The sequence below is a fragment of the Chryseobacterium sp. ERMR1:04 genome, assembly GCF_001297705.1.
In the GTDB taxonomy this organism is placed as follows: Bacteria; Bacteroidota; Bacteroidia; order Flavobacteriales; family Weeksellaceae; genus Chryseobacterium.
This window is the reverse complement of the sequence record NZ_LIRF01000008.1, coordinates 534,086-547,562: the sequence shown is the minus strand read 5'-3', so window position 1 is coordinate 547,562 and position 13,477 is coordinate 534,086. Positions and strand designations below refer to the sequence as shown.

The following is a 13,477-nucleotide window of genomic DNA, read 5'->3' as shown; positions in this document are numbered from 1 at the left end:
GTTTCTTTAGTAGCCTTAAATTTATATCTTTGTATTCTTAAAATCAGAAGAAAAATATGAGTTTATTCGATATGTTTACGCAAGAAATTGCGATAGACCTAGGAACTGCCAACACGCTTATTATCCATAATAACAAAATTGTTATAGATCAGCCTTCAATTGTTGCAATTGAGCGTTCTACGGGTAAACCTATTGCTGTAGGGGAACAGGCGAAGCATATGCAGGGGAAAACTCATGAAGATATCAAAACTATTCGTCCTTTGAAAGACGGGGTTATTGCAGATTTTCATGCTTCTGAACACATGATTAAGGAGTTTATCAAAAAAATTCCTGGGATCAAAGGTAGATTCATTCAGCCTGCTCTAAGAATCGTGATCTGTATTCCTTCAGGAATTACAGAGGTTGAGAAAAGAGCGGTAAGAGATTCTGCACAAAAAGTAAATGCAAAAGAAGTAAGGTTGATTTATGAACCAATGGCAGCTGCAATAGGAGTTGGGATTGATGTTCAGAAACCTGAAGGTAATATGATCATCGACATAGGTGGCGGTACTACAGAAATTGCTGTGGTAGCTTTAGGAGGTATTGTTTGTGATAAATCTGTGAAAATTGCAGGGGATGTATTTACAAACGATATTGCTTATTTCCTAAGAACGCACCATAATCTTTACATCGGAGAAAGAACAGCTGAAAGAGTGAAAATTGAAGTAGGTTCTGCTGTTGAAGATCTTGATGTAGATATTGAAGATATTCCGGTACAAGGTAGAGACCTTATCACTGGTAAGCCAAAAGAAATTATGGTTGGCTATAAAGAAATTGCACGTGCGCTGGATAAATCTATTATCAGGATTGAAGATTCTGTAATGGAAACTCTTTCTTTAACACCTCCGGAATTGGCAGCTGATATCTATAAAACAGGTATTTATCTTGCTGGTGGTGGTGCTTTGTTAAGAGGTTTGGCAGACAGACTACACAAAAAGACCGGTCTTCCTGTTTTCGTGGCAGAAGATCCGTTAAGAGCTGTAGTTCGCGGAACAGGTATTGCGCTTAAGAATATGGATAAATTCAATTTCTTAATTAAATAATTTTAACTTTTACGACACTTTATCTGAATGGGATTTTTGCTGAGATTATTTTCGAAGAACTCTCTTTTTGTCTTCTTTATTTTCTTGCAAATTGTTGCTCTGGTTCTGATATTCTCTAAAAATGCCATGCAGAAATCTTGGGTCGCCGGCCAATCAGCCGCGTTGAACTCTAGGGTTTCCGGATATATTGATGAAGGGGTTACTTATCTTAAGCTTAAACAGATCAATGAAGATCTTGTTGCTCAAAATAAGGCTTTGATGGTGGAACTCTATGGAAAAGAGGGCGCCAAGAATCCTGTATTCAAAAGAGTGCATGATACTTTAGGAGGAGGTCAGGTTTACACATTTGTAGACGGAGAGATAGTTTTCAATAGTATTAACAGAAGAAATAACTATTTTACCATTAACCGTGGTAAGAGAGATGGCGTGTTTCCACAAATGGGAGTTATGGCTCCTAAAGGTGTTGCGGGAATCGTGATCAATGCTACAGATAGTTACGCCCTGGTTCAGTCTGTTTTAAGTGTGAATAATATAAGAATTAATGCAGCTCTTAAAAGCTCAGGATATTTTGGAACATTAACTTGGAATGGAGATAACTCCAGAGTAATGCACTTGTCAGATGTTCCTAAATATGTAGCCTTGAAAATTGGTGATACCGTGGTAACAGACGGTAAGTCGGCAATTTTCCCTAAAGGAGTGATGATTGGTACTATTGCGGGATACTCCGTTGACAATAAAACAGGTTTTTGGGATATTTCAGTTGAGCTAAGTGAAAAAATGGGTGCTTTGAACAAAGTATTCGTGGTTAAAAATCTTAAGAAAGCTGAGGTACAAAAGATTCAAGATACAATGCAAGCTGTAATAAAAAAGGAAAATGATTAGCAGGACTTTATTTACGGACATATTAATCATGATATTTCTTGTTGCATTACAGGTCTTTGTATTGAACAGGATAACTATTTTCGGGAAATATACTCCGGTATTATATCCTGTGTTCGTTATGTTTTATCCTTTTTTTAGAAATAAATATCAGTTTTTAGCACTCAGTTTTTTAATCGGTCTTTCTGTGGATGCATTCTTGTCTTCATGGGGGATCAACGCGTTTGCAACAACGCTAATTGCTTATTTCAGAACCTTGATTTTCAGGACGTCTACAGATACCTCTACAGACTTTTTTTCTTTTCAATCCCTTCAATGGGCGCAGTTTTTGCTGTTTCTGTTTTCAAGTATATTTTTGCACCAACTTTTAGTACAGTATATTGAATTCTTTAAGTTTAGCAGATTTTTTGAAATTTTACTTAATGTGGTGGTAACAAGTATAATTTCCTTTATATTTATCGTTATTTACGCATTAATCTTTAAAATCAAACAAAAAGTTTGAACACACGTTATTTAAAAATCTTTTCCGTGCTTGCTGTTATCGCTATAATTTTTGTAGCGAGACTTGCTTATTTACAGTTGTTTACCGACCGGTATGCATTGAATGCGGCTAATACTTCCATTAAAACGGAGTACGTTATCCCTCAACGAGGAGTGGTGTTTGACAGAAATGGTAAGATCATGGTGGGGAACCAACCTGCGTATGAAATTTCTTTTACGGAAGCTTTAATGAAACCTGATTTTGATACGATTGCTTTCTGTAGCTTGATGGGTATCAATAAAAATGATTTTATTAAGAAAATTACGGTTATTAAAAAAGAAAAATATTACTCTAAGCTGACTCCGATGACTTTTATAAAGGACCTCAGCAGAGAAGATATTGCCAGAGTACAGGAAATTATATTTAAATATCCAGCTTTCAGTATTGTTTCAAGACCTCAAAGACAATATGAAGTTTCTACTTCAGGAAACCTTTTAGGATATACCAGTGAGGTAAACGAAAGAGATATTAAGAAAGATTCTACCTATTATTTACCTGGAGATTTCATCGGTAAATCCGGAGTTGAAAAATCATACGAAAAAGAACTTCGTGGGGTAAAAGGAATTAAATATATTCAGAAAGATATCAGGCTTAGAAATATTGGTTCTTATAAAGGCGGTTCATTAGATAAAGATGTAATAACGGGTAAAGATATTACGCTTACTATTGATTATGATCTTCAAAGAATGGCCGAAGAAATGCTTGTGAATAAGCATGGAGCTATTGTGGCGATTGATCCTAATAATGGGGAAATTTTAACCTTAGCTACCGGACCGGATATTGATCCCAATTTATTTACCGGACCCAATAAGTCTAGAAATTTATACGCATTATCGAAAGATACGCTCTACGAAAACAAACCAACTTTTGACCGATCGCTTCAAGCAGCTTATCCTCCGGGATCCACTTTCAAATTGTTAACGGCACTTGCAGGAATGCAGATGGGCGTGATGGATGAAAAGACTGTTTTCCCTTGTGGAGGAGGTTTTAATTATAGAGGATTAAGAATTAAAGGGCACGGTGGTGCAGATCCTTTGATTCCATCAATACAAATATCAAGTAACTGTTACTTCTCATACGCTTATTTAGCGATTATGAATAAATATCCGGGAAACCCTTCGAAAGGAGTCGATGAATGGAAAGGAATTCTAAACAGTTTTGGAGTAGGAGAGTTTTTGAACAATGACTTGGCGGTAGGCGCAAAAGGAAGAATTCCTTCCGGGGAGTTTTATGAAAAAAGAATGCAGTCCATTTATAAAGCAAGTGGCGCTAAAAAAGATCCTAAAAACTGGGATGCTTTGGCTACAGGAGCGGTATTTAACGGAATGGGACAAGGTGACGTTTTAGTAACTCCTTTGCAGTTGGCTAACTATGTTGGTGCTATTGCGAATAAAGGATGGTATTATACGCCTCATATTGTAAAATCAATTGATGGGAAACCAAATCCTGATAAAAGATTTAAAACGAAACATAAAACGCTTGTTGATCCTAAACATTTCGAACCCGTTTTAAAAGGAATGGAAGCCGTGGTGTTAAGAGGTACAGCGAGAGGATTAAAATCAAATGACTTCACTCAGTTAGCAAAAACGGGTACCGCGCAGGTTCCTCAAGGAAAGGATAACTCGATTTTTGTATTGATTGCTCCGGCAGATAAACCTAAAATAGTTGTAGTTGCAGTAATGGAGCACGCTGGTTTTGGGGCCACTTGGGCAGGTCCGGCTTGTACCGTGATTGCTGAAAAATATATTACAGGAGATGTAAAGAGAGAAAATCTTTACAAAAAGATGACAACCTCAAGCTTCATGCCTGAGTATAAAAGACAGTGGGTTGCAGATTTAAAACGTAAAGGTTTATATATAGATCCTAAACCTGATTCTGTTAAATTAAAAAGAAAGCAGGATAGTCTTAATTTCATTAAAGAACAAAAAGCAAAATTGCAAAAAAAGATAGACGAAGAAACTAAAAACATCAAAACCACTAAACAATGAAATGGACAGAGGGAATAGATAAATTAGGTCTTAGTTTATACTTCATGCTTTGCATTTTTGCGATTGCCAATATTTATAGCGTTGATCAGAAATTAGGAGAAAAACAATTGATTTTTTTCTGTATTTCTCTATTTGTGGGCTTGATAATATTTGTGGGCAGAAGTAAGTTCTTCGAAAACATGTCTGGTATTTTCTATATCGGAGGCGTTTTGCTTCTTATTGGCCTTTTCCCTTTTGGAAAGGAGATTATGGGGCAGAAAAACTGGTATAAATTCGGTAGCTTTACGATGCAGCCTGTAGAATTTGCTAAGATTAGTACAACTCTTATGGTGGCAAACTATGTCTCAGGGCCAGATTTTAATTTAAAAAATAGGAAATCTCTGTTGACTGTTTTAACCATTATTGGTATTCCTGCAGCAGTTGTTTTAGCCATTCCGGATGTGGGCTCCATGTTGGTTTTCGTAGCCTTTTTTATTGCTTTGTACCGAGAAGGATTGAATGGGTTACTTTTCGGAGTAGGATTTCTTTTTGCAGGCGTATTCTTAGTGTCGCTGGCTGTAGATCCTATTTACATTGTTATCGCTATATTATTAATTGCGGGCGGCTGGATTGCCATGAACTATTATAAAATGTCTTGGGATGTTCTTTCCATAGGAGGTATTGCCGGATCTATTCTTTTATTGTGTGGTTTAGCTTTTGGCTCACCCTATATTTTAGAAAAACTTCCCAAACACCAAAGAGAAAGAATTGAAGTTCTTTATAAAGGTGAGAAAGCCTTTAGAGATACCTCGGGGTATAACTTATTGTATTCTAAAACAGCAATTGGTTCCGGAGGAGTTTTAGGAAAAGGATATCGCCAAGGTTCGGTAACGCAAGGGAAATTTGTTCCTGAGCAGCAAACCGATTATATTTTCTGTGCGGTAGGAGAAGAGTGGGGCTTCGTAGGAAGTGCAGCTTTGGTTCTTGCCTATATGGTTTTTATTGGAAGAATCTATTATCTCGCAGAAAAGCAGAAATCTACGTTTAATCGTGTTTTTGGGTATTGTTTTGCCTCTATTCTTTTGATGCACTTTACGATCAATTTAGGAATGGTTATGGGGCTTTTCCCAACCGTTGGGATTCCGTTGCCTTACTTTAGTTATGGAGGAAGTTCATTACTGGCCTTTTCTATCATGACTTTTGTTTTCTTTAAATTAAATTATGCTGATAAAAACAGTTTGGTTTAAAAGGCTAGATGCTGGAAGTTTACAATCATCTTTTTTATTTCTTAGTTACAAATAATCAATCATTCAAATAAAATCATAAAGCTTTATGAGAGAAGCCTACGTTCTGGACCAAAACTTCGACAATATAGATTTTGGAAAAGCTCCATTGGAAAAAGGAGAGGATGAAAACTGTACTTTCCGTAATTGTAATTTTGAATATGTAAATCTATCCGAATGTAAATTTACCGACTGTGAGTTCATCGAATGTAATTTAAGTATGGCAAAGCTTTCTAATACGGCTTTTCGTGATGTTATTTTTAAAGAATCTAAGATGTTCGGACTTCAGTTTAGCGATTGCAATGAATTTGGATTATCATTTAAGTTTGACGAATGCTCTCTCAATAATTCTACCTTTTATAAAACAACGATTAAAAAGACATTATTTAAAAATTCAAAGTTAATAGAGGTTGATTTTGAAGAATGTGATCTTTCCGGCGCTGTCTTTACCAACAGTGATTTGGCGGGTGCTGTTTTCGTTAATACAAACCTTGAAAAAACGGATTTCAGAACATCCATCAATTATTCTATAGATCCGAACGTAAACAAGCTTAAAAAGGCTAAATTCTCCCTTTCTGAAGTGCATGGTCTTTTGTATAAGCTCGATATTCAGATAGAGAGAAATAGCTAGGGTAAACCTAGAGAATATAAAACAATAAAAAAGCCTTCAAAATTTTTGAAGGCTTCATTATTTAAATCAATTATTTAAAATTAAAAACTTGTTGCTGTTGTCGCTGTTATTGCAGCTAGGTTGTTATAAGCTTCTCCGTTTTCATTGATCACTCTTTTTGCGAATCTAAATTTAGGTCCCCAATAAGAATCATTAAGAGAAGATATCATGACTCCTTTCGAAGTGGCTGCATGGATGAATTTTACTTCACCTTCTTCAGAAACACTCTCTACAATACCTACGTGAGAAATTCTTCTGCCGTGAGAAAAGAAAATTAGATCACCTTTCTGAAGATTCTCTTTTTCTATTTTTTCTCCTTCCTGAGACTGAGAGGCTGCTACTCTTGGTAAGCTAAGTCCTGCTGCTGCTCCAAATACAGAAAGCACAAAAGCTGAACAATCTATACCGTTTCTTGTCATTCCTCCGTATCTGTAAGGAGTTCCTAGGTATGTTTCAGCTTCCGTTAGGATATTGTCTATTGTTTTATTATACTTAATAACTTTTGCAATGCCTGCATTCTTAATAGAATTTTTTGCATTTGCTATAGATGCCGCCTTTTCTGCAAGAAATGAGTTGATCAATCTCTGCTTATCCTGCTCCATTTTGTTTGTATCAAGTGAAGCTAGTTTGGCATCTGTTTTGTATTCTTTAGAGTAAGTTGCTGGTTTTGAAACTACATAATTTGTAACGCAAGATTGTAGTGAAACTGTAGAAACTAAAGCTACTAAATAAGACAAAACTCTTTTCTTCATATACATATTTATTACCGTGTTAAAGGGATATTTATTTCAAAAGCCTTACAAAAGTAGAGATTCCAATCAAAAGAGTCCTAATATGATTATTGTCAGGTTCTGCATTTAACATATTTTAACATATAATATACGTATGTTAAGGAAAAACAATCCACAACGTCCTTTTTTTCATAAGACTTTGGTTTTTTTTATTATGATTTCTTAACAAAATGTTTCCGTTTTCTCTGTTTCAGCACTTTTTTAGATGTTGCGAGACAAAAAAGTATTAAATCATTTTTAACATTTCATTAATAATCTTCTTATTTTGAAAGTTTTACTTTAATACTTTGGCCATCACGAATCTCTTCTGTAGCAGCCTTTACAATAACATCATCCGAATTTACATTCCCAATAATGGTGGTGGTATCTCCATTAGAAATACCTGAGGTAACAGGAATCCAATGTGCTTTATCTTTTTCTACGCGAATGACAAATACGCCCAGAGTAGAATTTAACACCGCAGAAGTAGGAACAGACAGTGCTTTATTGTGATCACTTAAAGGAAGGATCACATTGGCTACCATTCCGGGTAATAATCTTTTGTCTGTATTGTAAACATCCATTTCTACGGATTGTGATCGCAAACGATTGTCTAATGCTCCTGAAAATCTTGATACTTTTGCAGTATAGGTTTCTCCGGGAATAGATTGTACAGAGAATTTTATTTGCCCGTCTTTATTAAGACTTCCGGTATAGGATTCGGGAACATTCACGATTAAACGAAGTTTGCTCTGTTGTACTAAACTAAACAACGGAAGCTCAGATCCTTTTCCTGATGGACCCACGTAGGCTCCGGCACTTACATTTCTCGTAGAAATGTTTCCGCTGAATGGTGCTCTGATCTGAAGATAATTTTTAACATCAATAACTTCTCGGTAAGAGGCTTTGGCAGCTTCTAACTGCGCCATATCTGATCTTTGCGAGGCAAGAGCCTGTTCCAGATCAAGCGCAGAAATAGTTCCCGGGGTTTTACTCGTTTCTTTTAAACGGTCATATTTTGCTTTACTGGCAATATAAATAGCTTCTTTAGACTTTAATGTGGAAGCGGCAGCACTTTGCTGGGCATTCATTTCAGGAGCCTCTAAAGTAGCTAAGAGTTGTCCGGCCACAACTTCATTTCCTACATCCACATAAAGCTTTTTAACAAAGCTGCTGATTTTAGCATATACATCTACTTTTTGGAAAGGTTGTAGCTCCCCGGGAATTGTTGTAGAAGAGGCAAAATCTCCCTGCTTAGGATTAATAGCTTCTATGTCTGGAGCTGCTTGAGGAGCTGCTTTTTTTACTTCGGCTTTGTTCTGTTCACAGCTTTGTAAACTGAAAGCTACGATGATGGTCGGGATGATATAATGATATAATCGATTCATATTGATGGTATTAATAGCTTTGTTTTATTTTAAAAGTTCAGGAATAAAGTGAATACTTTCTTCATCTTCAGGATCCAGAGAAACACTTTGAGTGCTTGTTTTACCTTGTCCCCAAGCAAATGCAAGTGGAAGAATAAACAGAGCAGCAAAGGTAGAGGCGATTAATCCTCCGATTACGGCTCTTCCTAAAGGAGATACCTGATCTCCTGCTTCTCCTAATCCCAATGCCATAGGAACCATTCCTACAACCATTGCTAAAGCAGTCATTACAATAGGTCTTAGTCGTAATGCAGCCGCTTCTCTGGCAGATAATAAGGCATTTCCGTTATGTTTTCTCAGTTGTTCAGCATTGGTAATTAATAATACGGCATTGGAAATAGACACCCCGACAGACATAATGATTCCCATATAAGACTGAAGGTTAAGCGTTGATCCACTTACAATTAATAAAGCCAGCGCACCGAATAAAACGGCAGGAACTGTTACCAATACAACGCCAGAAACTTTAAAAGACTGGAAGTTGGCGGCAAGCATCAGGAAAATCACCATGATCGCAATCACCAAACTGCTTTGAAGACTGGTTAAAGTATCATTTAATGTTTGACTCATTCCTATTAATCCTACATTCAGACCTCTTGGAAGTTCTCCCAAGTTGTCAATTACTTTTTGAACATCTCTTGATGCTTTCCCTAAATCGGTGTGATTTAAATTGGCGGTTACCGTAAGCATCGGCATCGCTCCTAAATTATCTGTTTCGCCATATGTGAAACTGTCTTTTAAGGTTGCTACATCGCCTAAATTAGGTCTATTGGAATTTCTTAGCAATGGTATTCCTGCAATTTCAGCCTTGCTGTTCATTTTGTTTTCAGGAACCTGTACCTGTACGTTGTAGCTGTATCCTGCTTTTTCATCGGTCCAGATATTTTTTTCTGTGTATCTTGATGATGAAGTAGAAGCGACCAATGAACGTGAAATATCGGTCATATCAATTCCCAATTGGGCAGCCCGAATACGATCTACTGTAATATCGATAGATGGATATTTAATAGATTGCCCGATTTGTACATCTCTTAAATAAGGGATTTTCTTCAATTCGGTTTCAACCTTTTTTGCGTACGCTTCGTTAGCTTCTTTGCTTCTTCCGGATAACCTCACTTCGATAGGAGTAGGAGATCCCTGGCTAAGAATTTTTTCAGTTAATTCTATCGGTTCAAATGAGAGCTTCATTTGTGGGTTAATGCTTTTTGCTTTTTCTCTAATCTTATCTTTCAGATCATCCAGATTCGTGTGGAATCCTTCTTTTAATCCTACCTGTAAAACAGTTTCATGAGATCCTGCCATCCATAAATAAATAGGACTTACAGAAAATAGATTCGGATGATTTCCTACATAGGCAGAGGTGATTGAGATATTATCTTTTCCAACGATACCTTTGATCCCATCTAACAGTTTTAAGGTTTGAAGCTCGGTTTGTTCAATTCTGGTTCCGTCAGGAATTCTCATTCTCACCTGAAACTGAGAGCCGTTAACTTGCGGAAGTACATCACGACCAATGCTGTTTAAAACTAAAGCAACCAAGGCCAAAGTAAGCACAATATATATGGAAACCACGATCTTTCGGAAGGGCATAATTCGGTCTAAGAACTTCAGATAACGGAATCGTACTTTTTCGAAAAGACTTACTTTTCCATCTCGGTTACTGTCTTCTTGTTGAAGCAGTATTTCTTTCTGACTCCAGGTATCATTTTCATCACTTAGGCCTGCTGCTTTTAATTCTTCAGCATCGGTCATGATGTGGCCGTCTTTTGCTTTGTGATGTTTTATTTTCATGATCCAGTTGGCCATGACAGGAACAAAAGTCTGAGATAGGAAGTAGGAAATAATCATACTGAATCCTATTGCAAGAGCAAGCGGTAAGAATAATGAGCCGGGAATTCCTTCCATCGTAAATGCAGGCGCAAACACAGCAAGAATACAAAACAAGATCAATAGCTTTGGAAACGCGATTTCTTTACATGCATCCCAGATGGCCAATGCTTTTGGTTTGCCCATATCAAAATGCTGGTGGATATTCTCTATCGTAACGGTACTTTCATCGACGAGAATTCCAATGGCTAAGGCGAGTCCACTCAGGGTCATGATATTAATGGTCTGCCCAAAGAGATTTAAAAATAATACGGATGAAATTATACAAATCGGAATGGTAAGGATCACAATAAGAGCCCCCCGAATATCACCGAGGAAGAGAATTACCATTAATCCTGTCAGTAAAGCACCTATGGTTCCTTCACTCAGCAAACTTTTAACGGAGTTGATCACATAGGTAGATTGGTCAAATTCAAAACTGACTTTTACATCATCAGGAAGATTGGACTGTATCTGAGGAAGTTGTTTTTTTAGATTCTGAACGACATCCCAAGTGGAAGCATCAGCACTTTTGGCAATACTTAAATAAACAGAACGACGGCCATTAACCAATGCATAACCAGAAGTAACATCGGCTCCATCTGTTACTGTGGCAACATCTTTTAAGTAAAGATTCTGTACACCTCCTTTATATAAAGGGATGTTGCCAAAGTCTTTTACATTTTTTATCATCGTATTGGTAGGAGTGATGTAATATTTATCACCAATACGTACGTTTCCTGACGGGGCGGTCTGATTGTTCAGACGAAGTGATTCCACCAATTGATCAGGCGTTAAATTATGTTGACGGAGTAAATCAGGATTGGCATTAACAACAACGGTACGGATGTTTCCTCCAAAAGGAGGCGAAGAAACAATCCCGGGAATGGAGGTAAAAGTAGAGCGGACATACACGTTCGCTAAATCCAGCAATTCGTTATTATTTCTTTTATCACTGCTTAAAACAAGTTGGCCCACAGGAAGAGTAGATGCATCGAAGCGGATGATAAAAGGTGGATTGGATCCCGGCGGGAAAGCAGCCTGAATTCTGGTAGAGAATGAATTAAGCTCAGCCGCAGCCTGCGCCATATTGGTACCCGGATAGAAATTGATTTTCATCAAAGTTAATCCCTGAATATTTTTGGTTTCAATACTTTTAATCCCATTCACAAAAAGGAAAATATTGATGTATTGTTTGGCGAAAAATGCTTCCATCTGCTGCGGAGTATATCCACTAAACGGGTGGGAAACATAGATTACCGGTAAATCCAGTTTTGGGAAAATATCGACTTTAATGGAGCTGGCGGAGCGTATTCCGAAGAAAAAAAGCCCTGCAACCAATACTAAAATCGTAATGGGTTTTCTTAATGCAAATCTTATTAAGTTCATTTATATAGGATTGATATGAGTTATTTTAATTCTTACAGTTCTTTTTCGAAGACTGTAAAATCACCTAGTGCTGCGGCTTTTAGTAACAAGGCATTCCAAACATTGCTGATGGCGATATCTATGTCGGTTTCTGCTCTTACCAAAGCATAAATCGTCTGAGAAAGATCAACCAAATCTGTAAGTCCGTTTTTGTACAATACAGATCGTTGTATGTAAGCATCATTAGCTGATTTTAACTGGATAGGAACTTGCTCGTAGACTGAAAATGCATTGTTCCATTTGTTTTCTGATAGATCCAGCTGTGCTTTGATCTGCTGTTCGGCCAAATCGTATTCATGTTGGAGCCCCTGCGTTGTATAATCCTGGGCGCTGATTTCTTTAGATAACCTGAATGTTTGGGTGAAATTCCAGGAAACGCCTACACCAATCAGATAATTGCTTCTGGTGGGTCTTATTCCGTCCCAGTAAGAAGAAGAAAAATCATTTTGATCCTGTGCGTATCCGTTTCCAAATCCTGAAGCCCGGCTCTGTATGATCCCAACCATTGAGAAGGAAGGATAATATTGTGTTTTCAGCAATTGTTTTTCCTGCTCACTTACCTCAATTCGGCTTTTAAAGAATGAAAGAACAGGATGATTTTTTATTTCAGAGCTTGTTTCTGAAGGAAATTCGGTCGGAGTTCTCTTCAAAATAGTACTGTCTAATACAAATCTCTGAGAAGGAATGCCCAAAAGTTGGGCGAGTTTATTTTCCTGTTCCTGCTCATTATCTTTTGCTTTGATGTAAGTAATCATCGCATTGGCATAATCTGCTTTTGCTGAGAAGGAATGCCCAAAAGTTGGGCGAGTTTATTTTCCTGTTCCTGCTCATTATCTTTTGCTTTGATGTAAGTAATCATCGCATTGGCATAATCTGCTTTTGCAAGAGAAAGATCTACCCCCGGAACAAGGCCGTTTCTTTCTTTAACCTCAACAATTCTTCTAATGGTATCTGTTCTTCCCACATTTCTTTCGTAGGACAGTTTTAATTTTTTAGCAGCGAGAACATTAATGTAAGCGGCGGCTACTTTTACTTTGTGCTGAAAGATTTCATCAGAAAGATCTTTAGAGTCTCTCTGTGTTTTGAATTCGGCTACTTTAACCCTCTGTTTGGCTTTACCGAAAGAGAAAAACTCCCAGTTGACATTGGCTAAATATAAGGCTCCAAAAGAAGCGTTCCAGTTTTGTTCGGGGAGAGGAAGTCCTGATGAAGCCACTCCGTATCCACCAAATCCATATAGCGGACCGTTTTGTCCGTTGACGGTTCCATAGTCCTGTTGAACACTGAAATTAAGATTAGGTAAAGCCTGACGTTTTGCCAGCTCTACAGATTCCTGAGAAGATCGTCGGTAGGATTCCTTTGCTTTGATGGTTCCGTAATTATGAACAGCGGTTTCAAGAGCAGATTGCAAGGAGAGGACTTCCTGTGCATTCACTTGACTGCTGACAAAAATAGAGGATATCGTTAGGATAAAAGCTCTTAAAAGCATTTGGTATATTTTTTCTTTGGTCAAAGTAAAAAATACATTTTGAAGCAATCTTGAAGTTTAAATTAATAGATTACA

Annotated in this window: 11 protein-coding genes; 6 read left to right on the top strand and 5 right to left on the bottom strand. The window is 37.3% G+C overall.

Translation table 11 applies throughout. The features are described from left to right. The first annotated feature begins 56 nt into the window (after positions 1–56). The 6 genes from AMQ68_RS19685 (at position 57) to AMQ68_RS19660 (ending at position 6,383) form a co-directional block, all read left to right on the top strand. Entirely contained in the window at positions 57–1,082 is a 1,026-nt protein-coding gene (locus AMQ68_RS19685; RefSeq protein WP_054512301.1) for a rod shape-determining protein, read from the top strand. 27 nt (positions 1,083–1,109) lie between these two features. Then, the gene (gene mreC, locus AMQ68_RS19680; RefSeq protein ID WP_054512300.1) at positions 1,110–1,964 is read left to right on the top strand and encodes a rod shape-determining protein MreC; all 855 of its coding nucleotides are present in this window, start codon (positions 1,110–1,112) and stop codon (positions 1,962–1,964) included. Beyond that, the gene (locus tag AMQ68_RS25725) at positions 1,957–2,463 is read left to right on the top strand and encodes a hypothetical protein (protein WP_054512299.1); all 507 of its coding nucleotides are present in this window, start codon (positions 1,957–1,959) and stop codon (positions 2,461–2,463) included. Before mreC ends, AMQ68_RS25725 begins: the two co-directional genes overlap by 8 nt. Next, positions 2,460–4,490, top strand: a complete 2,031-nt coding sequence (locus tag AMQ68_RS19670; protein ID WP_054512298.1) for a penicillin-binding protein 2 — start codon at positions 2,460–2,462, stop codon at positions 4,488–4,490. Before AMQ68_RS25725 ends, AMQ68_RS19670 begins: the two co-directional genes overlap by 4 nt. Further along, the gene (gene rodA, locus AMQ68_RS19665; RefSeq protein WP_054512297.1) at positions 4,487–5,716 is read left to right on the top strand and encodes a rod shape-determining protein RodA; all 1,230 of its coding nucleotides are present in this window, start codon (positions 4,487–4,489) and stop codon (positions 5,714–5,716) included. Before AMQ68_RS19670 ends, rodA begins: the two co-directional genes overlap by 4 nt. An 85-nt stretch (positions 5,717–5,801) precedes the next feature. Next, entirely contained in the window at positions 5,802–6,383 is a 582-nt protein-coding gene (locus AMQ68_RS19660; protein ID WP_054512296.1) for a pentapeptide repeat-containing protein, read from the top strand. An 80-nt stretch (positions 6,384–6,463) separates the two neighbouring features. Here the strand turns inward: AMQ68_RS19660 and AMQ68_RS19655 are convergent, their stop codons facing one another. The 5 genes from AMQ68_RS19655 to AMQ68_RS19635 all read right to left on the bottom strand — a co-directional run bounded on the left by AMQ68_RS19655 (position 6,464) and on the right by AMQ68_RS19635 (position 13,402). Then, positions 6,464–7,174, bottom strand: coding sequence for a C40 family peptidase (locus AMQ68_RS19655; RefSeq protein ID WP_054512873.1), 711 nt, complete (start codon positions 7,172–7,174; stop codon positions 6,464–6,466). Between the two features lie 299 nt (positions 7,175–7,473). After that, positions 7,474–8,580, bottom strand: a complete 1,107-nt coding sequence (locus tag AMQ68_RS19650) for an efflux RND transporter periplasmic adaptor subunit (protein ID WP_054512295.1) — start codon at positions 8,578–8,580, stop codon at positions 7,474–7,476. 24 nt (positions 8,581–8,604) lie between these two features. Continuing rightward, positions 8,605–11,874, bottom strand: coding sequence for an efflux RND transporter permease subunit (locus AMQ68_RS19645; RefSeq protein ID WP_054512294.1), 3,270 nt, complete (start codon positions 11,872–11,874; stop codon positions 8,605–8,607). A 32-nt stretch (positions 11,875–11,906) separates the two neighbouring features. Beyond that, entirely contained in the window at positions 11,907–12,668 is a 762-nt protein-coding gene (locus AMQ68_RS19640) for a TolC family protein (RefSeq protein WP_241775183.1), read from the bottom strand. Beyond that, on the bottom strand, positions 12,665–13,402 hold the full coding sequence (locus AMQ68_RS19635) for a TolC family protein (protein WP_054512293.1): 738 nt from the start codon (positions 13,400–13,402) through the stop codon (positions 12,665–12,667). Before AMQ68_RS19635 ends, AMQ68_RS19640 begins: the two co-directional genes overlap by 4 nt. Positions 13,403–13,477 lie beyond the last annotated feature (75 nt).

Excerpts from the sequence above, each read along its gene's own strand:
- AMQ68_RS19685 (WP_054512301.1), top strand. The coding sequence starts at position 57 with ATGAGTTTATTCGATATGTTTACGCAAGAAATTGCGATAGACCTAGGA.
- mreC (WP_054512300.1), top strand. The coding sequence starts at position 1,110 with ATGGGATTTTTGCTGAGATTATTTTCGAAGAACTCTCTTTTTGTCTTC.
- AMQ68_RS25725 (WP_054512299.1), top strand. The coding sequence starts at position 1,957 with ATGATTAGCAGGACTTTATTTACGGACATATTAATCATGATATTTCTT.
- rodA (WP_054512297.1), top strand. The coding sequence starts at position 4,487 with ATGAAATGGACAGAGGGAATAGATAAATTAGGTCTTAGTTTATACTTC.
- AMQ68_RS19660 (WP_054512296.1), top strand. The coding sequence starts at position 5,802 with ATGAGAGAAGCCTACGTTCTGGACCAAAACTTCGACAATATAGATTTT.
- AMQ68_RS19655 (WP_054512873.1), bottom strand. The coding sequence starts at position 7,174 with ATGAAGAAAAGAGTTTTGTCTTATTTAGTAGCTTTAGTTTCTACAGTT.
- AMQ68_RS19650 (WP_054512295.1), bottom strand. The coding sequence starts at position 8,580 with ATGAATCGATTATATCATTATATCATCCCGACCATCATCGTAGCTTTC.
- AMQ68_RS19645 (WP_054512294.1), bottom strand. The coding sequence starts at position 11,874 with ATGAACTTAATAAGATTTGCATTAAGAAAACCCATTACGATTTTAGTA.
- AMQ68_RS19640 (WP_241775183.1), bottom strand. The coding sequence starts at position 12,668 with ATGATTACTTACATCAAAGCAAAAGATAATGAGCAGGAACAGGAAAAT.
- AMQ68_RS19635 (WP_054512293.1), bottom strand. The coding sequence starts at position 13,402 with ATGCTTTTAAGAGCTTTTATCCTAACGATATCCTCTATTTTTGTCAGC.